Annotated in this window: 20 protein-coding genes and 1 pseudogene; 5 read left to right on the top strand and 16 right to left on the bottom strand. The window is 72.7% G+C overall.

From position 1 onward, the window contains the following. Nucleotides 1-34: 34 nt before the first annotated feature. The gene (locus ACRWK8_RS18010; RefSeq protein ID WP_431871680.1) at nucleotides 35-976 is read right to left on the bottom strand and encodes an SDR family NAD(P)-dependent oxidoreductase; all 942 of its coding nucleotides are present in this window, start codon (nucleotides 974-976) and stop codon (nucleotides 35-37) included. 47 nt (nucleotides 977-1,023) lie between these two features. Then, complete coding sequence (locus ACRWK8_RS18005; RefSeq protein ID WP_431871678.1) at nucleotides 1,024-1,590, bottom strand: TetR/AcrR family transcriptional regulator; 567 nt, start codon at nucleotides 1,588-1,590, stop codon at nucleotides 1,024-1,026. Between the two features lie 92 nt (nucleotides 1,591-1,682). On the opposite strand from ACRWK8_RS18005, the gene ACRWK8_RS18000 reads away from it, so the two are divergent. Then, nucleotides 1,683-2,687: an alpha/beta hydrolase gene (locus ACRWK8_RS18000; RefSeq protein WP_431871676.1), complete on the top strand. Its 1,005-nt coding sequence runs from the start codon at nucleotides 1,683-1,685 to the stop codon at nucleotides 2,685-2,687. 10 nt (nucleotides 2,688-2,697) lie between these two features. Here the strand turns inward: ACRWK8_RS18000 and ACRWK8_RS17995 are convergent, their stop codons facing one another. Further along, nucleotides 2,698-3,348 (bottom strand): maleylpyruvate isomerase family mycothiol-dependent enzyme, encoded by a 651-nt coding sequence (locus tag ACRWK8_RS17995; protein ID WP_431871674.1) that lies wholly within the window; start codon nucleotides 3,346-3,348, stop codon nucleotides 2,698-2,700. A gap of 188 nt (nucleotides 3,349-3,536) precedes the next feature. Between ACRWK8_RS17995 and ACRWK8_RS17990 the strand changes: the two genes are divergently transcribed. Continuing rightward, on the top strand, nucleotides 3,537-4,964 hold the full coding sequence (locus tag ACRWK8_RS17990; protein WP_431871672.1) for a gamma-aminobutyraldehyde dehydrogenase: 1,428 nt from the start codon (nucleotides 3,537-3,539) through the stop codon (nucleotides 4,962-4,964). Nucleotides 4,965-4,978: 14 nt separating this feature from the next. On the opposite strand, the gene ACRWK8_RS17985 is transcribed toward ACRWK8_RS17990, so the two are convergent. Beyond that, the gene (locus tag ACRWK8_RS17985) at nucleotides 4,979-5,635 is read right to left on the bottom strand and encodes a TetR/AcrR family transcriptional regulator (RefSeq protein ID WP_431871670.1); all 657 of its coding nucleotides are present in this window, start codon (nucleotides 5,633-5,635) and stop codon (nucleotides 4,979-4,981) included. Nucleotides 5,636-5,800: 165 nt separating this feature from the next. Here ACRWK8_RS17985 and ACRWK8_RS17980 point away from each other — a divergent pair, with 165 nt between their 5' ends. Then, entirely contained in the window at nucleotides 5,801-7,189 is a 1,389-nt protein-coding gene (locus tag ACRWK8_RS17980) for a flavin monoamine oxidase family protein (RefSeq protein ID WP_431871668.1), read from the top strand. A gap of 74 nt (nucleotides 7,190-7,263) precedes the next feature. Here the strand turns inward: ACRWK8_RS17980 and ACRWK8_RS17975 are convergent, their stop codons facing one another. From ACRWK8_RS17975 to ACRWK8_RS17950, 6 genes are read right to left on the bottom strand one after another with little or no spacing between them, the layout of a single operon-like run. Next, nucleotides 7,264-8,106: an ABC transporter ATP-binding protein gene (locus ACRWK8_RS17975; RefSeq protein ID WP_378740012.1), complete on the bottom strand. Its 843-nt coding sequence runs from the start codon at nucleotides 8,104-8,106 to the stop codon at nucleotides 7,264-7,266. After that, nucleotides 8,103-9,098 carry an ABC transporter ATP-binding protein gene (locus ACRWK8_RS17970; protein WP_378740014.1) on the bottom strand — a complete coding sequence of 332 codons (996 nt, stop codon included), beginning with the start codon at nucleotides 9,096-9,098 and terminating at the stop codon, nucleotides 8,103-8,105. Before ACRWK8_RS17970 ends, ACRWK8_RS17975 begins: the two co-directional genes overlap by 4 nt. A 4-nt stretch (nucleotides 9,099-9,102) precedes the next feature. Next, nucleotides 9,103-9,969 carry an ABC transporter permease gene (locus tag ACRWK8_RS17965; RefSeq protein WP_431871665.1) on the bottom strand — a complete coding sequence of 289 codons (867 nt, stop codon included), beginning with the start codon at nucleotides 9,967-9,969 and terminating at the stop codon, nucleotides 9,103-9,105. Further along, the gene (locus ACRWK8_RS17960) at nucleotides 9,966-10,919 is read right to left on the bottom strand and encodes an ABC transporter permease (RefSeq protein WP_378740020.1); all 954 of its coding nucleotides are present in this window, start codon (nucleotides 10,917-10,919) and stop codon (nucleotides 9,966-9,968) included. The genes ACRWK8_RS17965 and ACRWK8_RS17960 overlap by 4 nt, the downstream gene beginning before the upstream one ends. Continuing rightward, nucleotides 10,916-12,550: an ABC transporter substrate-binding protein gene (locus tag ACRWK8_RS17955; RefSeq protein ID WP_431871662.1), complete on the bottom strand. Its 1,635-nt coding sequence runs from the start codon at nucleotides 12,548-12,550 to the stop codon at nucleotides 10,916-10,918. The genes ACRWK8_RS17960 and ACRWK8_RS17955 overlap by 4 nt, the downstream gene beginning before the upstream one ends. Before the next feature lie 47 nt (nucleotides 12,551-12,597). Further along, entirely contained in the window at nucleotides 12,598-13,770 is a 1,173-nt protein-coding gene (locus ACRWK8_RS17950) for a C45 family autoproteolytic acyltransferase/hydrolase (RefSeq protein WP_431871660.1), read from the bottom strand. Between the two features lie 111 nt (nucleotides 13,771-13,881). On the opposite strand from ACRWK8_RS17950, the gene ACRWK8_RS17945 reads away from it, so the two are divergent. Then, on the top strand, nucleotides 13,882-14,754 hold the full coding sequence (locus ACRWK8_RS17945) for a MurR/RpiR family transcriptional regulator (RefSeq protein ID WP_431871658.1): 873 nt from the start codon (nucleotides 13,882-13,884) through the stop codon (nucleotides 14,752-14,754). 159 nt (nucleotides 14,755-14,913) lie between these two features. Continuing rightward, nucleotides 14,914-15,693: a creatininase family protein gene (locus tag ACRWK8_RS17940; RefSeq protein WP_378740031.1), complete on the top strand. Its 780-nt coding sequence runs from the start codon at nucleotides 14,914-14,916 to the stop codon at nucleotides 15,691-15,693. A gap of 18 nt (nucleotides 15,694-15,711) precedes the next feature. On the opposite strand, the pseudogene ACRWK8_RS17935 reads toward ACRWK8_RS17940, so the two are convergent. From ACRWK8_RS17935 to ACRWK8_RS17910, 6 genes and pseudogenes are all read right to left on the bottom strand, one after another. Beyond that, a pseudogene (locus tag ACRWK8_RS17935) lies at nucleotides 15,712-16,467 on the bottom strand (lysylphosphatidylglycerol synthase transmembrane domain-containing protein); the annotation flags it as partial. A 71-nt stretch (nucleotides 16,468-16,538) separates the two neighbouring features. Beyond that, complete coding sequence (locus ACRWK8_RS17930) at nucleotides 16,539-17,402, bottom strand: class I SAM-dependent methyltransferase (RefSeq protein WP_378740478.1); 864 nt, start codon at nucleotides 17,400-17,402, stop codon at nucleotides 16,539-16,541. Nucleotides 17,403-17,558: 156 nt separating this feature from the next. Next, nucleotides 17,559-18,359, bottom strand: coding sequence for an SAM-dependent methyltransferase (locus tag ACRWK8_RS17925; RefSeq protein WP_378740033.1), 801 nt, complete (start codon nucleotides 18,357-18,359; stop codon nucleotides 17,559-17,561). Between the two features lie 115 nt (nucleotides 18,360-18,474). Further along, entirely contained in the window at nucleotides 18,475-20,013 is a 1,539-nt protein-coding gene (locus tag ACRWK8_RS17920) for an MFS transporter (RefSeq protein WP_378740035.1), read from the bottom strand. Nucleotides 20,014-20,232: 219 nt separating this feature from the next. Beyond that, complete coding sequence (locus ACRWK8_RS17915) at nucleotides 20,233-21,321, bottom strand: glycosyltransferase family 4 protein (RefSeq protein ID WP_378740037.1); 1,089 nt, start codon at nucleotides 21,319-21,321, stop codon at nucleotides 20,233-20,235. Further along, nucleotides 21,318-21,716, bottom strand: a complete 399-nt coding sequence (locus ACRWK8_RS17910; RefSeq protein WP_378740039.1) for a 6-pyruvoyl trahydropterin synthase family protein — start codon at nucleotides 21,714-21,716, stop codon at nucleotides 21,318-21,320. The genes ACRWK8_RS17915 and ACRWK8_RS17910 overlap by 4 nt, the downstream gene beginning before the upstream one ends. Nucleotides 21,717-21,736: the final 20 nt, after the last annotated feature.

Raw genomic sequence — 21,736 nt, 5'->3', positions numbered from 1 at the left:
GGCCGACTCGGCGGTGTGCCCTTCCCCACAGCGGTCAGGTCAGTCCGCAGGCCCGCGTCGCGAACGACCACACGGCCGCGCCCACCACCGGGTCGACGCTCCTGCGGCCCGGGCCGCCGGTGCCGTGCGACCCCGCGCCCTCCACTCCGGCGACCCCGCCGGACAGGGCCGGTTCACCGCGCAGTCCACCGCGGGGGCCGTGGAACTGGCCGCTCAGGGCCTCGGGGGCGGTGGCCGCGTACACGGCGGGCAGCGCGCCGCGGTCGATCCCCTGGGCCCACGGGTACTGGAGCCGGTCCAGGGCCGTGGGCCGGGGCGGGGTGAAGAGCGTTCCGGCGCTCGGTGCGAGCGCCGGCAGGGAGTAGCCGGGGTGCGCGACCAGGCTCCGTACCGTCGACCCGCGTGCGGCCAGTCGTCGGTGCAGTTCGAACCCGAGCGCGTGGGTGACGAGTTTGGACTGCGCGTAGGCCCGCCACGGCGAGTACCCGTGCTCCAGTTCGAGGTCGTCGGGGGCGGGGCGCACCAGTTTGGCGCTCATCGATCCCATCCAGACGACGCGACCGGAGGACCGCTCCAGCGACTCCAGCACCTCGTGGGTGAGCGCGAGGTGGCCGAGCGCGTTGGTGGCCAGGGTCAGTTCGTGCCCGTCCGCGCTGACCTCGCGCCGGGCCGGTCCGCCCACGAGTCCGGCGTTGTTGACCAGGGCGTCCAGCCGTGGGAGTCGGGCGAGCGCGGCCCCGGCCTCCCTGGCGCTGGTCAGGTCGGAGGTGTCGATCCGCACCACCCGTGCGCTGGTTCCCCGGACCTCGTCACGCAGGGCGGTCGCGACCCGCTCGCCGCGTCGGGTGTCGCGGCAGAGCAGTACGACGTCGGCTCCGGCCCGGGCGAGGAGCAGGGTGATCCACAGTCCGATCCCCGAGCTCGCCCCCGTCACCGCGATCGTGCGTCCGTCCATGTTCGGTGCCTGCCAGCCCATGTGCTCCGTTCTCCTTCCGTGGGGGATTCTCGGCTCCCGGCAGGATGTCAGGTCAGGAGCCGGTCCAGGTGTTCGCGCAGTGTGCGTTCGGCCTCCGCCGCGCTCAGGCCGCCGATCAGCACGCGCATGGACAAGCCGTCGGCGGTGGCCATGAGTCCCCGTGCCGAGGAGTGGGGATCGGGGAGGTCGGGCGCGATCCCGGCGAGGAGACGGGCGGCCTCGGCCTCCTCGCCGTCCTTGGCCTCGGCCAGCAGGCGGGCGAGAGCCGGGTGGTGGACCCCGGCGGCCACGTACTGGTGGAACACGGACACGCCGGCGCGGGCCGTCTCGGCCCGGGGGATGGGGTGCGCGACCAGTTCCCAGAGGACCGCGCGGTCGTCGGCCCCGCGGGTGGAGTCGTCGTGGAGCCGTTCGGCGCTCGACAGCATCGCCTCCAGGCTGGCCTGGAGGAGTTCGTCCTTGCTCCGGAACCAGTACTGGATGCGTCCGACCGAGACCCCGGCGGCCGTGGCGACGTTGCGCATGGACACCGCCCCCATGCCGTTCTCGGCGATCACCCGCCACACGGCGTAAAAGATCTCGGTCCGTCTCTGGTCGGGCTCCGGGTTGCTCATGCCGCCCATCGTACCCCGGGTCAATACGATCGTATTGAGATGGGTGTACGCTCGGAGGACGTTCAATACGATCGTATTTTCCAGGAGGGGTCATGTCCGACCGGAAGAAGCGCCGTCCCCGACTGCGTCGAGCACTCCAGGTCCTGGCCGTGCTGGCGGTGGCCTGGTTGGTCGTCGACAAGGCGGTGGCGATCGTCGCGCCCGAGCCCTCCGTGGGGCACTGGCGCAGCGCGGAGGGGTACGCCGCCTACCGCCAGGCCTACGACGACGTGATGGCGACCCTGCCCGAACCGACCCGGGTCCACGACGTCGCCACCGAGTACGGGTCCGTGCGCGTGTACGAGTGGACGGCCGACGCGGGGGAGGGGGACGCCCCGCCGGTGGTGCTGTTGCCGGGCATCCGGTCCGGAGCGCCGATGTGGGGTGACAACATCCACCACTGGGTCGGCCAGCGCACGCTCCTCGCGATGGACGCGATCGGTGACGCCGGGATGTCGACGCAGTCCACGCCCCTCTCCTCCTTCGACGACCAGGCCGACTGGGTGGAACAGGTGCTCGCGGGGCTGGGCCTGGAGCGCGTCCACCTGGTGGGGCACTCCTTCGGCGGGGCCGTCGCCACCGCCCACGCCCTCGAACACCCCGGCCGGGTCGCCTCGTTGACCCTGCTCGAACCGGTGATGGTCCTGCGGGGGCTCCCCGCCTCCACCTACCTGTGGTCCTCCCTGCTGCTGCTCCCGGTGCCGCAGTCGTGGAAGGACCGGGGCATGGCGGAGATCGGCGGCGTCTCGGTCGAGGAGGTGCGCGAGCGCACCCCGATGTCGGTGATGATCGACGAGGGCTCGCGGCACTACGACGCGGTCTCCCTGGTGCCGCGCACCCTCTCGGACGAGGAGTGGCGGTCCATGGCGATGCCGGTCCGGATCGACCTGGCCGACGACGCGTCCCTGGCCGGTGGTGAGGAGGCGTCGGAGCGGGCCCGGGAGCTCGGCTTGGGCCCCGTCACCGTCTGGCCGGAGACCACGCACTCCCTGCCCATGCAGGCCGCCGACGAGCTGGGCGCGGAGCTTCCCGCGTACTGGGCGGAGCACGACGGCTGAGCCCCGCGCGTCAGCCCTCCAGTCTGCCGCGCAGTTCGGCCGCGCCGGCGCCGCGCACCTGGTCCAGGTAGGCGGAGCGACCGGCCATGAGCATGACCAGCGCGAGCAGGGGGCCCTCCACCGTGGGGAGGCCGGGGTCGTTCATGGTGAAGTCCGCGTCCGTGGCCCGCAGGTGCAGCCCCTTGACCTGGGACCTGCTGTTGACCGCGAAGTCACGGGAGGCGTAGAACCGGGCCACCTCGGCCACCGCCTCGGGGGCGGGCTCCCGGTCGATTCCCAGCGGGCGGCGGACGTCCTGGCCGTGCACGACCAGTTCCCCCAGCCAGGGCGAGGGGTCTCCGGTGGGCAGCCGAACCGGTTCGCCGCCCTCGGTGCCCAGCGCGGCGAACCTGGCGAGTGTCGCGGCCGGTTCGGACCGGGCGAAGCGCGCGATCTGCCGACGGTTGTGGACCGCGGGGCGAAATCCCGCACGGAGGATCGAGACGATCCACGCGAGTTGGCCCGTGGTCATACCCGCGCCCAGGTGCGCCGTCACCTCGTGCACGGACCACTCGGTGCACAGCGAGGTCCGGCCCCACTGTTCGTCGGTGAGTTCCCGCAGGTCGTTCACCAGTGCCGCGTGCTCGGCGGCGAGCAGTCCCTTGACGTCGGAGGTCTCCATACGCGCACTCTACGGACCGCCGGTGACAGTTCCGGGAAGGAGCGCGGGCCGCTCCACGCCGCCGTGGCGGGACCGACCGCGTCGGGGAGGGGCGCGTTCGTCGGAGACGCCGGGGGAGGGTGTTGCCGCTCACGTTCCGCGCCCCTAAAATGAATGCTGATCATTAAACCGGCGCCCCAGGAGACCCCATGAGCAGTCCCCTCCAGAACTTCGTCAACGGCGCCTTCGTCGACGCCCATGGTCAGGGCCGGATCGACGTCGTCAACCCCACGAACGCGACCACGGTGGCGGTCTCGCCCGTCTCCGACCAGGTCGACGTCGACGCCGCCTTCGACGCGGCGCGGGCCGCCTTCGCCACCTGGAGGCACGTCACCCCGGGCGAGCGGCAGCGGCTGCTGCTCAGGATCGCGGACGCGGTCGAGGCCCACGCGGACGAGATTGTGGAGGCCCAGCACCGCGACACCGGCCAGCCCCGGTGGATGATCTCCCAGGAGGAGGTCGCCATGGGCGTGGACCACCTGCGCTTCTTCGCCGGTGCCGCCCGCACGCTGGAGGGCCGCGCGGCGGCCGAGTACACGGACGGGCACACCTCCTACGTCCGCCGCGAGCCGGTCGGGGTCGTCGCCCAGGTCACCCCGTGGAACTACCCGCTGCTCATGGCGGTGTGGAAGATCGGCCCCGCCCTGGCCGCGGGTAACTGCGTCGTGCTCAAGCCTTCGGACACCACGCCCGAGTCCACCCTGGTCCTGGCCCGGCTGATGGGCGAGATCCTCCCGGCCGGCGTGTTCAACGTCATCCTGGGCGACGCCGGGACCGGTCGTCTCCTGGTGGAGCACCCCGAACCGGCCATGGTCTCCATCACCGGTTCGGTCCGCGCGGGCCGACAGGTCGCCGCCTCGGCGGCCCGGGGGCTCAAGCGCGGCCACCTGGAGCTGGGCGGCAAGGCGCCGGCGGTGGTCTTCGCCGACGCCGACCTGCCCGCGACGGCCCGGGCCCTGGTCGAGTTCGGCACGTTCAACGCGGGCCAGGACTGCACCGCCGTCACGCGGGTCCTGGTCGAGGAGAGCGCCCACGACCGCTTCGTGGAGCTGCTGGCCGGGGCGGCCCGCGGAACCCGCACCGGTGACGCCGACGAGTCCCGCAACGACTACGGGCCGCTCAACAACGCCCGGCACTTCGCGTCGGTCACCGACAAGCTCGGGCGCCTGCCGGAGCACGCCACGGTGGTCACCGGCGGCCGGGCGGTCGAGGGCGACGGCTACTTCGTGGAGCCGACCGTGATCACCGGCGTCCGCCAGGACGACGAGCTGGTCCAGGAGGAGACCTTCGGCCCGGTCCTCACCGTCCAGACCTTCACCTCAGAGGCGGAGGCCGTGGAGCTCGCCAACGACGTCGACTACGCGCTGGCCTCCAGTGTCTGGACCGCCGACCACGGCGTCGCGATGCGCCTCACCCGGGACCTGGACTTCGGCTGCGTCTGGGTGAACACCCATGTCCTGCTCACGGCGGAGATGCCGCACGGCGGCTTCAAGTCCTCGGGCTACGGCAAGGACCTGTCGCTGTACTCGGTCGAGGAGTACACCCGCGTCAAGCACGTGATGCACGCGCTGGGCTGACCGGAGCCGGGGGCTCAGCCCGTGTATTTCTGGCGCAGGCCGCTGACCAGGGCGTCGAGTGCGAGCTCGAAGGCCCGGTCGGCGGCCTCGCGGGGGTCCGCCGACCTCTGCGCCGCGAACCGGGTGAAGGTGGGGGCCACGTCCTCCAGGCCGCCCGGGTCGAAGATCCCCTCGGGGGCGGAGGCGTCGTAGGCGGCGCCGAAGACCAGCGCCTCGACGCCCACGATGATGTCCACCGCGTCCGCGCCGACGATCCCGGCCTCCTCCATGGCGCGTGTGACGCGCTCGTACATCCGCAGCGTCCTCGGGGAGTCCGCGACGGGCAGCACGGCCATGACCGGGATGAGCGCCGTGTGCTCCATGAAGCACCGCCGGTAGGAGTGCGCCCACCGCCGCAGCGCCCGATCCCACGGCTCGGTGCCGAACCCGGAGACGTCGATCCGTTCGTTCACGCGCTCCTGCAACAGGATGAGCACGTCCCGCTTGGAGGCGACGTGGTTGTACAGGGCGGAGGCCGCCACCCCGAGCTCCCGGGCCAGGGCGGCCATGGTCAGGTGCCGGTAGCCCTGCTCGGTGACGATCCGGATCGCGGCCAGGGTGACGCGCTCCCGTGAGAGGACCGGCGAGGAGGGTCTGCCCCGGCCCCGTCCGCTGCGGGTTCCCTGGCTCACTGGCGCCTGCTTCCTGTCGAGGCCCGGACACGGTCCCCACCAGTCTAGGAGCGGCGTGCCCGCGCCCCGTGTCGGCGCCGCCCGTGAGAGTGTCCGGCTTGACACCCGGGGATCTCGTGCCCGTTAATGAATGATATTCATTTAATGGTTCGAAGGAGCGCACCCATGCGAGGCACACACGTCATCGGCAGCGACGAGGTCCCCTATCGAGACGTCGCCGTGGTGGGCGCGGGCCCGGCCGGGCTGATGGCCGCACGCGCCCTCCAGGCCGCCGGACGCACCGTCGCCGTCCTGGAGGCGCGCGACCGCGTGGGCGGGCGCACCTGGTCCCGGGAGGTCGACGGCGCCTTCCTGGAGCTGGGCGGCCAGTGGGTCTCGCCCGACCAGACCGTGCTGCTCGGCCTCCTGGACGAGCTCGGGATGAGCACCTACCCGCGCCACCGCGAGGGCGCCAACGTCTACCTCGCGCCCGACGGTTCCCGGCACGAGTACACCGGCGACATGTTCCCGGCGGGGGAGCGGACCGAGGCGGAGATGGCTCGGGTGATCGCGGTCCTGGACGGCCTGGTCGAGGAGATCGGCGTCGAGCGTCCCTGGGAGCACCCGCTCGCCCGCGAGCTGGACACCGTCACCTTCACCGAGTGGCTGCGGCGGCAGACCGACGACGAGGCCGCACGCGAGAACATCGGCATCTTCATGGCCGGGGGCATGCTCACCAAGCCCGCCCACGCCTTCTCCGCGCTCCAGGCCGTCCTCATGGCGGCCTCCGCCGGGTCCTTCTCCCACCTCGTGGACGAGGACTTCATCCTCGACCGCCGGGTGGTCGGCGGCATGCAGGCGGTCTCGCGGGCCATGGCGGACGCGCTGGAGGAGGGCACCGTCCACCTGGCGAGCCCGGTCCGGACGATCCGCTGGAGCGAGGAGGGCGCCACGGTCGTCTCCGAACGCGTCACCGTGCGCGCCGGTCGCGTGATCGTGGCCGTGCCGCCCACCCTCTACTCGCGCATCTCCTTCGAGCCGGCCCTGCCCTGGCTCCAGCAGCAGATGCACCAGCACACGTCGATGGGCCTGGTCATCAAGGTCCACGCGGTCTACGAGCGTCCGTTCTGGCGGGACCGGGGGCTCTCCGGCACCGGTTTCGGGGCCAGGGAGCTCTGCCAGGAGGTCTACGACAACACCAACCACGGGGACGAGCGCGGCACCCTGGTGGCCTTCGTCTCCGACGAGCTCGCGGACGACCTCCTGCGCCGCTCCGCCGAGGAGCGCCGGGGCGCGGTCCTGCGTTCCCTCTCCCACTACCTCGGGGAGGAGGCCCTGGAGCCCGTCGTCTACTTCGAGTCGGACTTCGCCTCCGAGGAGTGGACCCGGGGCGCCTACGCGGCCAGCTACGACCTCGGCGGACTGCACCGCTACGGGGCCGACCAGCGCACCCCCGTGGGCCCCATCGGGTGGGCCTGCTCGGACCTGGCAGCCGAGGGCTACCAGCACGTGGACGGAGCGCTGCGCCAGGGCCGCCGCGCCGCCGAGGAGATCCTCGCGGGCACCACCGGCTGACCCCGCCGCGACACCGGGGAGCCCGGCCCCCGTTCACACGGGACCGGGCTCCCTCGCGCCTCGGGAGCGGTTCGTCACACCTCCGAGGCGGCGGCGAACTCGGCGCGCAGCCGGACCACCTCGGCCGGGTCCCAGCCCGGCCCCGGCACGCTGGAGGCCAGCATGCGCGTGTACGGGTGCTCGGGCTCACGCAGCACGCGCCGGGTGGGGCCGTGCTCCACGGCCCGGCCCCGGTACATGACCAGGACCTCGTCGGTGACCTGTCCGACCACGGCCAGGTCGTGCGAGACGAACACCAGGGACACCCCCGACTCCTCGCGGATCCGCGAGAGCAACCGCAGGATCTGCGCCTGCACGGACACGTCCAGGGCGGAGACCGCCTCGTCGAGCACCAGCACGGACGGATCCGCCGCCAACGCGCGGGCGATCGCCAGGCGCTGCCGCTGACCCCCGCTGAGCCGGTGCGGCCTGGCCTCCGCCTCCCGCGCTCCGAGTCCCACCTGTTCGAGGAGTTCCAGGGCGCGCCGGTCCGCCCCGGCCCGGTCCGCGCCGTGCAGACGCAGGACGTGGCACAGGCACTGGGCCGCGGTGAGACGGCGGTCGAGGGACTCCAGCGGGTTCTGGAAGACCAGCTGCACCTCGCGTGCCCGGCGCAGGCGCGCGGCGCGCCCCCGTTCCCGGACGCCACGGGCGCGGCCCGCCACCCGGATCTCCCCGGCGTCGGCCCGTTCCAGCCCCACCAGCATCCGGGCCACGGTGCTCTTGCCGGACCCGGACTCACCGACCACTCCCAGGGAGCCACCGGGCGCGAGTTCGAAGGAGACGTCGTCCACGGCCACCAGCTCCGGTAGGCCCCGGCCCATGGGGAAGGCCCTGCGCAGTCCGCTCACGGACAGCGCCGGTTCGTTCGGGGTCATCGGTTCTCCTCCTCCGGACGCGACGCGCGCGCTCCGTCGTTCACCGTCTCCGCCCGCACGCAGGCGACTCCGCCGTCGTCGAGCGGGAACGTCTCCGGCCGCCAGGTCGTACAGGCCTCCGTCGCGTCGGCGCACCGGGGCGCGAAGGGGCAGCCGGTGAACGCGGTGGACAGCGAGGGCGGGGCGCCGGGGATGGGTTCGGGGGCCAGATCGGAGTCCAGCCCCGGGTTGCACGCGATCAGACCACGCGTGTAGGGGTGGAGCGGGTCCGCGAACAGCGCCGACGCCTCGCGCGACTCCACCACACGGCCCGCGTACATGACGTGGACCCGGTGACAGTAGGCGGCGGCCAGGTGCAGGTCGTGCGTGATGAACAGGACACCCATGCCCCGGCGTTCGCGCAGGTCGCGCAGGACCGAGAGCACCTCCGCCTGGGTGGTGGCGTCCAGGGCGCTGGTGGCCTCGTCCGCGAGCAGGAGCTCGGGCTCGGTGGCCAGGGCCGCGGCGAGCACGACCCGTTGCAGCATGCCCCCGGACATCTCGTGCGGGAACTGGTGGAAGCGCTCCTCGGGCCGGTTCAGGCCGACCTCCGCCATGAGGTCCAGCGCCCGGGCACGGGCCTCGGCCCTGGGCGTGCCCAGCGCCAGGACCAGGCGTTCGGTGAGGAAGTCCCCCACGCGTCGGACCGGGTTGAGCACCGAGCGCGGGTCCTGGAAGACCATGGACACCCGTCGGGAACGGAGTGCGGTGAGCTCCGCCGGTGCCGCGCCGAGCACGTCGGTCCCGCCGACGCTGGCCCGGCCGCTGACGGCGGAGCCCTCGGGAAGGAGCCTGAGCACGGCGCGGGCCGTGGTGGACTTCCCTGATCCGGACTCACCGACCAGGCCGACGACCTCGCCGGGTCCCACGGTGAGACTGACCTCGTCCAGGACCGGGCGGCGCGTCTCGGCACCCGGCAGGGTGACGGTGAGGTTGTCGATGTCGAGCAGCATGGGCCTACCTCCGTGAGTTCAGCCGGTCGGCGACACGCACCCCGACGATGTTGAACGCGACCACGACCAGGGCGATGGCCGCTCCGGGGACCAGCGCGGGCCACAGGACGCCCTGGATCAGCGCGGACTGCCCCTCCTGGACCATCAGGCCCCACTCGGAGCTGGGCGGCTGCGCGCCGAAGCCGAGGAAGCTGAGCGTGGCCAGGCTCATCAGGCCCTCTCCGAAGAGCACCACCAGGTACCCGAGCAGGGCGGGTGCCATGTTGGGGATGAGGTAGCGCAGGCAGATGACCGGGCCGCTCACCCCCTGCACCCGGTAGGCGTCGATGTAGGGCTTGGCGCACTCCGCCAGCGCGACGCTGCGGGTGAACTTCGCGATGATCGGGGTGAACGCCAGCCCCAGGGCCACGACGGCCGTGGTCATGCCGCTGCCGAACACCGCGATCACGAGGACCACGAACAGCAGCCCGGGGAAGGCGTACATGACGTCGGTGACACGGGCGAGGAGGACGTCCACCCAGCCGCGCCGCCAGGCGGCCAGGGTTCCCATGGCCACGCCCAGCACGGAGGCGAGCAGGAGCAGGAGCAGCGGGCCCAGCAGGCTCTCCCGCGCGCCGTGGACGACCCGGGACAGCAGGTCGCGCCCCATCTGGTCGGTGCCCAGCCAGTGGTCGGCGCCGGGTGGCGCCCAGATGTCGCCGAAGTCGATGGCGTTCGGGTCGGCGGGGGCGACCAGCGGGGCGAACACGGCGGCCAGGACCACCGTGACGAGGAATCCCGCGCTGGTCCAGAGGACCACCCCGCCGGACCCGCGCGCTCCCGCGCGGGTGGTGTTCGCGGTGACGGCCGAGGTGGGCGTCTGGGCGGTCATACCCTGTTCCCTTCGATGCGGACCCGCGGGTCCAGGAGCGGGTGGACGAGGTCGATCAGGGTCGTGACCCCCATGTAGGCGACCACCATGCACAGCAGGACGGCCTGCACGACCGGGAAGTCGAGGTTGTTGATCGCGTCCACCAGCAGCGCGCCGATCCCGCTGAGGCCGAACGCCGACTCGATCACCACGGTTCCGCTGAGCATGCTGGCGGTGACCAGGCCGCACATCGTCACGACGGGGCCCAGGGAGTTGCGCAGCACGTGGCGGCGGACCACGTGCCGTTCCGCGATCCCCGACGCCCGCGACGCCGCGACGTGCTCCAGGTCGAACTGTTCCACCATCGTCTGCCGGGTGACCCGGGAGATGATGGCCAGGGCTCCGGTCGCCAGCGCGATCGCGGGCAGCGTGAGGTGGTGGACACGGCTGAGGAAGCCCTCGCCCAGGCCGGTCACCGGGAACCAGCCCAGCCGCACGCCGAACAGGGAGATCAGCGCGATGGCCAGGACGAACGACGGTACCGAGGCGGCCAGCGTGGTGCCCGCGGTGACGGCGGCGTCGGTCCGGCGCCCGCGACGCACGGCGGACAGGGCGCCCAGAGCGATGCCCAGGACGGTGAAGAGCACCGCCGCGTAGGCCACCAGGGACACGGTGGTGGGCAGGCGGGTGAGGATCAGGTCGCCCACCGCCGCGTTGTACTGGAACGAGGTTCCGAGGTCGCCGGTGACGGCGCCGCCCAGCCACAGCCAGTACTGCACCAGCAGCGGCTGGTCCAGGTGGTACTCGGCGCGGACGGCGGCGATCCGCTCCGGGGTGACGTTCTCGGGGTCGCCCACCAGGAACGACACCGGGTCGCCCGGCGCGGCGTACATGGCCCCGAAGATCAGCGCCGAGCTGACGGCCAGGGTGAGCAGCATGCCGCCGAGGCGGCGCAGCACGTGCGTGGTCATCGTCCTTCGTCCTCTCGGGCGCCGAGGTCGGCGGCCCACGGGTAGAAGAGGAACGCGGAGGAGGCGGGCGCCCCCGTGACTCCGGGTCCCATGGCGAGGGTCGTGGGGACCTGGACGACGGGGATCCACGGCATGGCCTCGGTCCAGCGGTCCTGGAGCTCCACGGCGAGCTCGGCCCGTTCGGCGTCGTCGGTCGCGGCCTGGGCCTGCCTGACGAGGGCGTCGTACTCCTCGTCGGCGAAGCCGGAGTAGTTCACCCCGGCGTCGGAGGCGCCGTTCTTGTAGAAGCCCACGGGGTCGTTCTTCGAGATCCAGTACTCGTCGGAGAAGAGGTCGACCTGCGAGCGCAGCTCGGGGTCCACGTAGTAGCTGCCGAACTGCTGCCGGGGCACGGTGGCGATCCGCGCCTCCAGCCCGATCTTCGCGGCCGCGTCCACGACCGCGTTGGCGATGATGGTGCGGGCGGGCTCCCCGTCGTTGGCGATGACGAGCGGTTCCTCGGGGGCCCCGGCCTCCTCGACCAGGGCGCGGGCCAGCTCCAGCTCCGGTTCCCCCGGGTCGGCGGGGGCGGCGTCGATCGCCGCGTACGCCTCCTCGAAGCGTGCGCGCTCGTACCCCCAGCCGCCCGGGCCCAGGGGAGCGGACCACGGTTCGGCCAGCCCGCCGAAGGCCGACCGGGAGATGCCGTCCCGCTCCAGCGCCAGGGACAGGGCCCGGCGCAGGCGGGGGTCGGCCAGCCCGCCGCGTTCGGTGGTGATGAGGGACCACACGTTGGTGGAGGGCCCCTGGTACACCTGGACGGTCTCGTCGCGCAGCAGTGGGACGGCGGCCGAGGCGGTGTCGAGGTAGGCGCCGTCGGACTCACCGGTGTTCAGGGTGTTGACCACGGCGTTCTCGACGGCCCAGCGGAACTCCACCCGGCGCACGTGCGCGGCGCGGTCGGTGTTCCAGTAGGCGTCGTCGCGCTCCAGCACGACCCGGCTCCCGGAGCTCCACTCGGTGAGCTGGTAGGGGCCCGTGCAGGCGTCCGAGCCCTGCGGCGTCCCGTAGGCGTCGCCGTCGGCCTCCAGGACGCGGCGGTCGTAGACGATGCCGCCGTTCCCGGCCATGGCGGGCACGAACACGGCGTCGCGCTGGCTCATGCGGACGGTGACCTCGCGGTCTCCGGTGGCCTCGATCCGTTCCACGTTCGCGTACTCGTCGGACTCCTCGGCGCCCTCGGCCGCGTGCCGCTCCATGCTCCACACGACGTCGTCGGCGGTGATCGGGGTGCCGTCGCGGAAGGCGGCCCCGGGAGTGAGGTGGAAGACGACGGTGGAGTCGTCCTCCCACTCGGCGTACTCGGCCAGCCCGGGGCCGACGCTGAGGTCGGGAGCGACCCGCATCAGCCGTTCACAGACGTTGGCGAGGACGGTGTTCTGCGCGGTTCCGCCGTTGGCGTCCAGGTCGAGTGAGGTGGGCTCGGACGGCAGCATCCAGGTCACCGAGTCCAGCTCACCCGTGGCCGGGGCGGTGGTGGCGGTCAGTTCGAGTTCGGGCCCCGGGGCGGGGGCCGAGCACGCGGTCACGACGAGGGCCAGGACGGCGGCGGGGATCACCGCTCCGGCGCGGCGTGGTGGTCTGTCCTTCACAACGGTCTACTCCAGGGAAGAAGGGGGATGTGGACAGTGGTTCGGCTTCAGGCGCCCGGGCCGTCGTAGAGGTTCCAGGGCATGAGCTCGTAGTCGTGCTCACAGGGGTTTCCGGCGGCGACGCGGTACTCGCCGCTGGTGAGGTCGACGAGGCTGGAGAGCAGCGTGGACCAGCGGCGCACCTCGGGTGCGGCGGGGTCGGGGTGCGTGCACAGGGACTCGGGGTGGCCGAGGTGGTCGGACATGGCCTCGTGGACGGCGGCGCGCACCCGCTCGGGGGTGTCGCTGGTCCGGACGGCGGCCAGTCCGCGCCGGGCGCGGGGCACGCGGATGAGTGAGTCCGTGGCGAGCGGGCGGTAGGACTCGGCCAGCTGCGGCGGGACACCGGCCTGGTAGTGGTTGCCGTGGACGAGCACGCCCTCGTCGTCGGGATACATCCACTGGCACGGGCCCGGGGTGGTCTCGACGTCGATGGCGAACCCGGAGCGGTGGGTCAGCAGCGCGTTGCTGGCGATGTGCGCACGCGTCTTGACCAGCGCGTTCAGGGCGTCGGAGAGCCTGGAGGAGTCCAGGACCCGGCGTCGGACGAGGGTCTGCGGGACGCCGACGGCCGACCCGAAGCGCCCCCCGAGGCCGTTGGCGTTGAGCGCGATCCCGGCGGAGTTGGCGCCGTGCCGCCCGACCTGGCCCGCCTCGACCTGCATGATGAGCGTGGGGCGGGGCGGCTGTACCACGCGGAGCATGAGGACGGTGTCGGCCGTGCCGTGCCGCCAGTCCCAGTTCTGTCCGGCGTAGACGCGGCCGTCGCCGGTCGCGCCCTCGGCCAGGGCGAACGAGGTGCAGCCGTCCGAGGCCTCGCGCTCGTCGGACTCGGTGGCGGCGGGCATGGAGCGGAAGGAGGAGTCGTAGATGATCTCCCCGCGCACGTTGAGGGCGAGGACGTCGAGGAGGTCGACCCCGGCGCCCTCGGCGATGCCCTCCATCTCGGTGACCATGTCCGTGTCGAAGGAGCGGCAGGTGTCGAGCCAGCCTCGGGCACGGTCGAGGACGCCGCCCCAGCTCAGGCCGGTCTGCTGGGTGAAGGCGCGCTCGTAGAAGCCCATCGCTGCGGCGATCTGGTCCCGAGCGGCCTCTCCGTAGGCGACACCGCGCTCACGTGGACCGCCGCTGATCTCGATGAGCGGCAGGCCCGAGGGCGTTCGCGGTGCGGTGGTGGTCATGATGGTGGTCCCCCGAACACGTCATGTAACATTCATTACGAAGACGCGCATAGTTGAAACGACTGTTTCCTCAGGAGTGTAATGAGTGCTACGCCACAGTCAAGGGCTGTAATGAATAGTTCTTCGAATCCGGGGCTGGAACGCCTCCACACCCTGGTGCGCACTCACTGGGAAAGCCTCTCCCCGGCGGAGCGATCGGTGTGCCGCCTGCTCACGGCCTCGCCGGTGGAACAGATCCTCTACTCCAACGCCCAGGAGCTCGGTACCGCCAGCGGCACCAGCAACGCCAGCGTCATCCGGACCCTGCGCCGCCTCGGCTACTCCGGACTGCCCGCCCTCAAACAGGAGATCGCCGCCCCGTTCACCTCCGAGGTGGCGCCGGACGTACGTCTGCGCGAGCGCATCGACCGCATGGGACGGGACTTCACCGCGCTCTGGGGCCGGGTCGTGGACGAGGCCCGCGACCGTGTCGAACACGTCCGCACGGCCACCTCGCCGGACGACCTCACCCGCGCCGTGGAGGTCCTGGCCGAGGCGGGACGGACCGTGACGTACGGCGTCGGCTCCTCCAACATCGCCGCCGAACACCTGGCCCTCAAGCTCAACCGCATCGGCGCCCGGGCGCGCTCCGTCGACACGGACGGCTTCCGGCTGGCCGACGACCTCCTGGGCATCCACCGGGGCGACGCCGTCGTGGTCTTCGCCCCCGGGCGCGTGCTGCCGGAGGTGGAGGTACTGCTCGAACGCGCCCGCGCGGTGGGCGCCCACTCCGTGCTGGTGACCGACGAGCTCGCCGAGGAGCTGCGTGACAGCGTCGACATCGTGCTGTCCGCCCCCCACACCCCCACGGGCATGACCGCCGAGGCCCTGACCGGGATCATCGTCTCCGACGCCCTCGTGCAGGCGGTGGCCACCGTCCACCCGGACCGGGCCGTGCGCACCTCCCACGAACTCACCGCCTGGCGGGGACGCCTGGGCCACTGACCACCGGGCCGCTCCCCGCGCCCGGCGGCCCCGCTCCAGCCCCCGCCCCGGCGGCTCCACTCCCGACCCCCGACCACGGGCTCCCCGCTCCCCCGGCCTCCGGCGCGCCCGGAGGCCGGGGGAGCGGGATCCGTCCCCAGAGCAGGGGAGGATGGGCCCATGGACTTCTCCGACCCCCTGCCCAGTGACACCAGCGAGGACGAGCGCACGCGCGGCGCCCGTGTCGCCCTCCTGCCCGTCGGCAGCCTCGAACAGCACGGTTCCCACCTGCCGCTGACCACGGACACCGTCATCGCCTGCGCCCTGGCGCGGAGCCTGGCCGACGCCCACCCCGGCGTGCGGCTCCTGCCGCCGATCAGCTTCGGCTGCTCCCACGAGCACGAGGCCTGGCCCGGGACCGTCAGTGTCACGGCGCCCACCCTGTACGCCATGGCCTCCGACGTCGCCGCGTCCCTGCGGGCGGCGGGCACCCCCAAGCTGGTCCTCGTCAACGGGCACGGCGGCAACCACGTGCTCGCCAACCTCGTCCAGGCCTCGCGCGGAGACATGGCCCTCTTCCCCGGCCCGGACGACTGGGAGGCCGCCCGCCGGGCCGCGAGGATGAGCACCACCAACGCCCGCGACATGCACGCCGGGGAGCTGGAGACCTCGGTCCTGCTCCACGTGCGCCCCGACCTGGTCCGCCCCGGCTACCAGGAGGCCGACCACCTCGCGGACCGGCGTGATCACATGCTCACCACGGGTCTGTCGCGCTACACCCGCTCCGGGGTGGTGGGTCAGCCCTCACGCGCGACGGCCACCGAGGGCCGCGATCTTCTGGCGCACCTGGTGAAGCTGTTCGCGGGGTACCTCAACGTGCTCGACCCGCAGCAGCCGCCACAGCAGCACCAGCCCGCCGGGAAGGGAGGCGACCAGGGCCAGGAGCCCGTACGCCACTGACACCGTCAGGCCCAGGTCCGCGCCCAGCCCCGCCGCGCCGAAGGCGAGCGCCGTCACCGCCTCACGCGGCCCCCACCCGCCGAGGTTGGCCGGGACGCTCATCGCCACCAGGGCCAGCACCAGCAGCGGGAGCAGGGCCGGGGCGGGCAGGGTGACCCCCACCGCCCGGGCCGCGACCAGGAACAGCACGAGGTGCCCGGCCAGCGCCGCGGCCGAGAGCAGGACCACCCCCGGGCCGGTCGTCACCGTGAACAGACCGGCCCGGGTGTCCGCGACCGTCGCCGACAGCGCCCGCCACCACGCCGATCCCCTCCTGCGCCCGAGGACCCAGCCCAGGGCCACCACCAGCGCCACCACAGCGAAGACGCCCAGGGAGGCGGCCACCGCGAGCAGCCCCGGCCCCAGGAGCGCGGCGGGCAGGGTGAACAGCAGCACCGCGCAGGTCGCGGCGAGCACCACCTGCCCGGCCATGCGCTCCAGGAGCACGGCGCGCACACCCCGGGCCACGTCACCGGCGTAGCGGCCGTGGCTGACCGCCCGGTGCACGTCACCGAGCACCCCGGCGGGCAGCACGGCGTTCAGGAACAGTGCGCGGTAGTAGTCGGACACCGCGCGTACCCAGGGCAGTCGCAGACCGACTCCGCGTGCGACCAAAACCCAGCGGGTCGCGCACAGCAGCGTCGTGACCAGACCGATTCCGAGTGCCGTCGTCACCGTCGCAGGGTCGACCGCCCCGAACGCGTCGGTGAACGCGTCCAGGGGGAACCACCACACCACCCCGGCCAGGAACGCGATCCCGACCAGCGGGCGCACGAACCCGGTCCACCGACGTCCTCCGGTGTCGTTCACGGGTGGGGCTCGCCCTCCTCGGGTGGTGCTTCCTCCCCGGGCAGCGCCAGCAGGTCGGTGTGGTGCACGATCACGCCCAGTTCCCCCCGTTCGCACTGGCCGAAGCGGCGTTCCAGGTATCCGCCGACGGCCGCCCCCGGGTCCTGCTCCAGGGCGGCCTCCGCCCATCCCCGCAGCCAGGAACGGACGAGGGGCACGCGCTCCGGGCCCAGGCGCCAGGGGCTCGGACGGCTCAGGGTCCGGTACCCGTGCGCGGCGAACTCCCACTCGGCCGTGTCCGCGGCCTCCGGCCCGCGACGCCCGCCCCGGCGCTGGTGGGCGTTGAACGCCTCCGTCAGCGCGAGGTCGTCCCGGTCACCCGGGAAGAGCTCCACCCGGCCCGCCACCGACAGCGTGAACAGGGCCGCGCAACCCGCTTCGGTCACCGCCCGCACGATGCGCTCCAGTTCCGCGTACGTGAGCAGGTCGAGCAGGGCCGACCCGGTGACCAGGTCGATCTCGGCGAGGTCCCGCGCGGTGATCGTCCCCACGTCCCGGAGACACATCCGCGCACTCACCGGCGAGCCGTCCTCCGAGGCGGCGGGCAGGTACGCCCCGGCGAGCGACAGCAGGCCGGGGTCCACGTCGTAGAGCGTCCAGCGCTGCGCCCCGGGCAGCCGGGGCGCCAGCCAGCGACCCTGGGAACCGGATCCGCACCCGAGGTCCGCGATCCGTACCGGGCGCTCACGGGTTCCGCCGCCGCGCCCGCGGAGGAAGGCCCGGAGCGGTGCGAGCGTCGCCGTGGCACGGGCCTCGGAGTCGGCACCCTCCCGCAGGGCCAACCAGCCCGGGTCGAAGGCGGGCGGCGGGTTCTCGGACACTGAGCTCAACGGGACCCCTCCCGGTGGAGTGCGACCGTCCCGTCTGCGGACGGCCGCCTCCTCCCAGAGTGCCAGCTCAGGTGCGTCCGGGAGGTCCGATCCAGGAAGCCTTTGCCCGGATCTGTCTCGGGGCGCCCCCGATCGGGCCCGGGCCGCTCAGACCTTCCGGGCCAGGCCCGCGTACTGGGGGACGGCGCGGACGGTGCCCACCTCGGTGGGTTCGGGGCGCCAGTGGAAGACCGGGACCACGCCAGGTTCCACCAGTTCGTAGCCGTCGAAGAAGCTCCGGAACTCCTCCACGGTGCGCATGTGGTACTTCTGGGCCACGTGCTGCTCCCAGACACGCATGCCCTCGGCGGCGCGTTCGGTGTCCTCGACCTCCATGTGGGCCAGCACGCCGTCGCACACCGCGACGAAGCTGCCGGGGGCCAGACCGTCTACGTAGGCGCGCACCAGACGGACCGCCTCCTCGATCTCGAAGTGGCCCATGGTGCCCATCAGGGTCAGCCCGACGGGCCGCTCCAGGTCCAGAGTCCGCCCCGCCGCTTCGAGGACCTTCTCCACGTCGCGCAGGTCCTGGTCCACGTACTGGGTCCGGCCCGTGTCGGTGCCGACGAGGAGGGCGCGGGCGTGGGCCAGGACGAGGGGGTCGTTGTCCACGTAGACCACCCGGGCCGAGGGGTCGAGCGCCTGGGCCACCTCGTGGGTGTTGTCGGCGGTGGGCAGGCCGGTGCCGACGTCGAGGAACTGGGTGATGCCCTCCTCCGTGACCAGGTGGCCGACGGCGCGGCGCAGGAAGAGCCGGTCTCCCTGGGCCGCCTCCGCGACCTGGGGGAACAGAGCCCGAACGCGGTCACCGACCTCCCTGTCGACGGGGTAGTTGTCCTTCCCGCCCAGCCAGTAGTTCCACACGCGCGCGGTGTGGGCGACGGTGCTGTCGATCGGGGTGTCCGGCATGGGGTCTCGCACTCCTGTGGGTCTCGGGGGTCTCGGGGGGAACCGCCCCCGCAGTCTCCTTCCCCGCACCACCCGCGCGCAAGCCGCGAACCCCTGCGCCACAGGGGTTCGCGGCTCAGGAGGACAGTGTCGCCCGTTCCTCGGACACGGCGCGGTCCTCCTCCTCGGGCCGCTTCATGTCCACGGTGTCGCGCAGCTGGACCCTGGGCAGGAAGAGCGCCACGACAAGACCGACCACGGCGATACCGGTGGCGACCAGGAAGATGTCGCCGGTGGAGGAGCCGTACGCGCCCTCGACGATCTCTCGCAGGAACGGCGGCATGCCCGCCAGGTCCAGGGTGGTGCCGTCGGCGCCCCCGGCGGGGACCTCCACACCCGAGGCCGCGAGACCGTCGGTCACGTTCGTGCTCACCCGGTTGGCGAGGATCGCCCCGAGCACGGACACCCCGATGGTGCCCCCGAGGGACCGGAAGAACGTGATCGCGCCACTGGCCGCCCCGAGTTCGCGGAGCGGGACCGAGTTCTGCACGACCAGCACGAGGTTCTGCATGGACATGCCCACGCCCACACCGACTCCCAGCATGCCCAGGGACACCACGTACAGGGACGTGGTCGCGTCGATGGTGGACAGCAACAGGAAGCCGAGGACCAGGAACACCAGGCCGGCGACGACGTAGGCCTTGACCCGGCCCGAGCGGGAGACCAGCCACCCGGACAGGGTGGAGGAGAGCATCATGCCGAGCATCAGCGGCGTGGTGAGCAGACCGGCGGCGGTCGGGGAGTAGCCCCGGGCCAGCTGGAAGTACTGGCCGAGGAAGACCGCTCCGCCGAACATCGCCATGCCGACCGCGACGCTGGCCACGATCGCGATCACGGGCTCGCGGCGGAGCACCAGGTGCAGCGGGATGACCGGCTCCGCCACCCGGTTCTCCACCCACACCGCCAGGGCCAGCAGCACGAGGCCGCCGGTGACCATGGCGCCGGTCTGCCAGGAGATCCACGCGAAGCTGCCGCCGACGAACGTCACCCACAGCAGGATGGTGCTGACACCGGCGGCGATGAGCGTGGCGCCGAGGTAGTCCACGCGCACGTCGGTGCGGCGCTCCTCCACCAGGTGCAGGGTGCGGGTGAGCACGACCAGCGCGACCAGCATGAACGGGACGCCGATGAAGAAGCACCAGCGCCAGCCCAGCCACGAGGTGTCCGTGAGCGCCCCGCCGATCAGGGGGCCGCCGACGGTGGCCACGGCCATGATGGCGCCGATGACGCCGTTGAAGCGGCCGCGTTCCTTGGGGCTGACCAGCGCGGCGATGGTGGCCTGCACCAGGACCTGCGAGGCGCCCATGCCGAGTCCCTGGAGGGCGCGGAAGGCGATGAGCTGTTCGGTGTTCTGGGCGAACCCGCTCAGCAGCGAGGCCACGATGAACAGCACGATCGAGATCTGGAGCAGCCGCTTCTTCGGGAAGAGGTCCGCGAGCTTGCCCCACACGGGAGTGGAGGCCGTGGACGCCAGCAGCGTCGCGGTCACCACCCAGGTGTACTGGGACTGGGTCCCTTGGAGGGAACCGAGGATCTGGGGCAGGGCGACCGAGACGATCGTGCCGCTGAGCATCGTCACGCCGAGGACGATCAGCAGCCCGCTCAGGGTGCGCATGATCGGAGTACGTGCGGTGCCCTGGGACTGAGGAGTACTCAAGGCTGGCCTCTGGTGAAGAGAGATCGGGTGAAGGCGCGCAGGTGGAGGAGGTCTGCTGAGGCAGCAAAAATGCATACTAAGAATTTTTGCACCCTATGCACGATACCACCGGCCCCCGTGTCGGGACGTGTGCGCTCCGGAGAACCCCGTCACACGTGAACGGGCGTGCGGGGCCGCTCAGAGACCGAGCACGCGCGCCATCGCGCGCGCGGCCTCGGACCATCCGGCCAGCTCCGCGCGGCGTCGTCGCGCCGCCCCGCGCATCGTGGCGCGCAGTCCGGGGTCGGTCAGCCAGTCCCGCAGCGCCCGCTCCAGCGCCGCCGCGTCCCCCGGCGGCACCAACAGCCCCGGCACACGACCGTCGGGGGCCCGCCCCAACGCCTCGGGGACCCCGCCCACCTCGGAGGCCACCACCGGCACCCCCCGGGCCAACGCCTCGGTCACGACCATCCCGTAGGTCTCCGCGCGGGAGGCCAACACCACCAGGTCGGCGGAGGCGTACAGACCCTCCAGCTCCGCGCCGACCAGCGGTCCGGTGAACCGCACCCGGCCCGCCAACGCCTCCACGAGCGGGGGAGGGGTCCCCGGGCCCGCGCACACGCACTCCCACGGCAGACCCACAAGGGAGCGAAGGGCGCCCAACAGCAGGTCGTGGCCCTTGCGCGGGGTCAGGGAGGCCACGCACACCAACCGGGGGGCACGGCCCGGCTCCCCCTCGAACCCGCTCCCACGTGCCAGCGGAGCCACGTCCACGCCCGGCCGCACCGCCGCCACCGGGACGCCCGCCTCCGTCAGACCGTGGTGGTCGGCCAGCCGCCGCGCCGCCCACGCGCTGGTCGCCACCACCGACACCCCGGACCGCAGTACGGTCCGCTCGCGCGCGTCCAGATCCCGGGCCTCCCGTTCCGGCAACCCCGACTCGTCGCCCAGAGGCAGGTGCACCAGCACGTGGAGCCGGAGCCGTCGCGCGTGCGGTACGACCACCTCGGGAACCCCGCAGGCCACCAGCCCGTCCACCAACACGGGGGCGCCGTCGGGCGCTCCGGCCAGCACGGAGGCGAGCGCGTCGGTCCCGGTGCGTCCCGGACGCGGCCACGCCCCGGGAACCGTCACGGTCCGGACCGGTCCGACACCGTCGTGCGGGGAGTCCGCCGCCTCCAGCTCGCCCAGCGCCCGCGCGATCCGCCGATCATAGGTGTGACCACCGCTGGGCGCCGACGCCTCCGGAACGACGAACAGCGTGGGCACCCGCACGGCCCCGGTCACAGCTCCCGTTCGTAGGAGGCCCAGGCCACGTGCGACTCGTGCAGGGTCACCGCGATCGAGGCCAGGCCGTCGGCGTGCGCTCCCAGGGCCCCCGCCGCGATCCGACCGGCCAACCGGTCCGCGACCACCCGGGCCAGGAACTCGGAGGAGGTGTTCACACCGGCGAACTCGGGGACCTCGTCCAGGTTGCGATAGTTGAGTTCGGCCACCACCGCGCCCAGCTCGCGTGTGGCGGCGCCGATGTCCACCACGATGCCGTCGGGGTCCAGCTCCGGGCGGCGCAGGGTGGCGTCCACCACGAACGTGGCCCCGTGCAGGGCCTGGGCGGGGCCGAAGACCTCGCCCCGGAAGCTGTGCGCGACCATCAGGTGGTCCCGGACAGTGACACTGAACATGCGGACTCCCAGGGTGTCGG

The organism is Nocardiopsis eucommiae (assembly GCF_965344335.1).
Lineage (GTDB): Bacteria > Actinomycetota > Actinomycetes > Streptosporangiales > Streptosporangiaceae > Nocardiopsis > Nocardiopsis eucommiae.
Note: the sequence above shows the minus strand (reverse complement) of the source record. Positions and strands in the feature narration are given on the sequence as shown.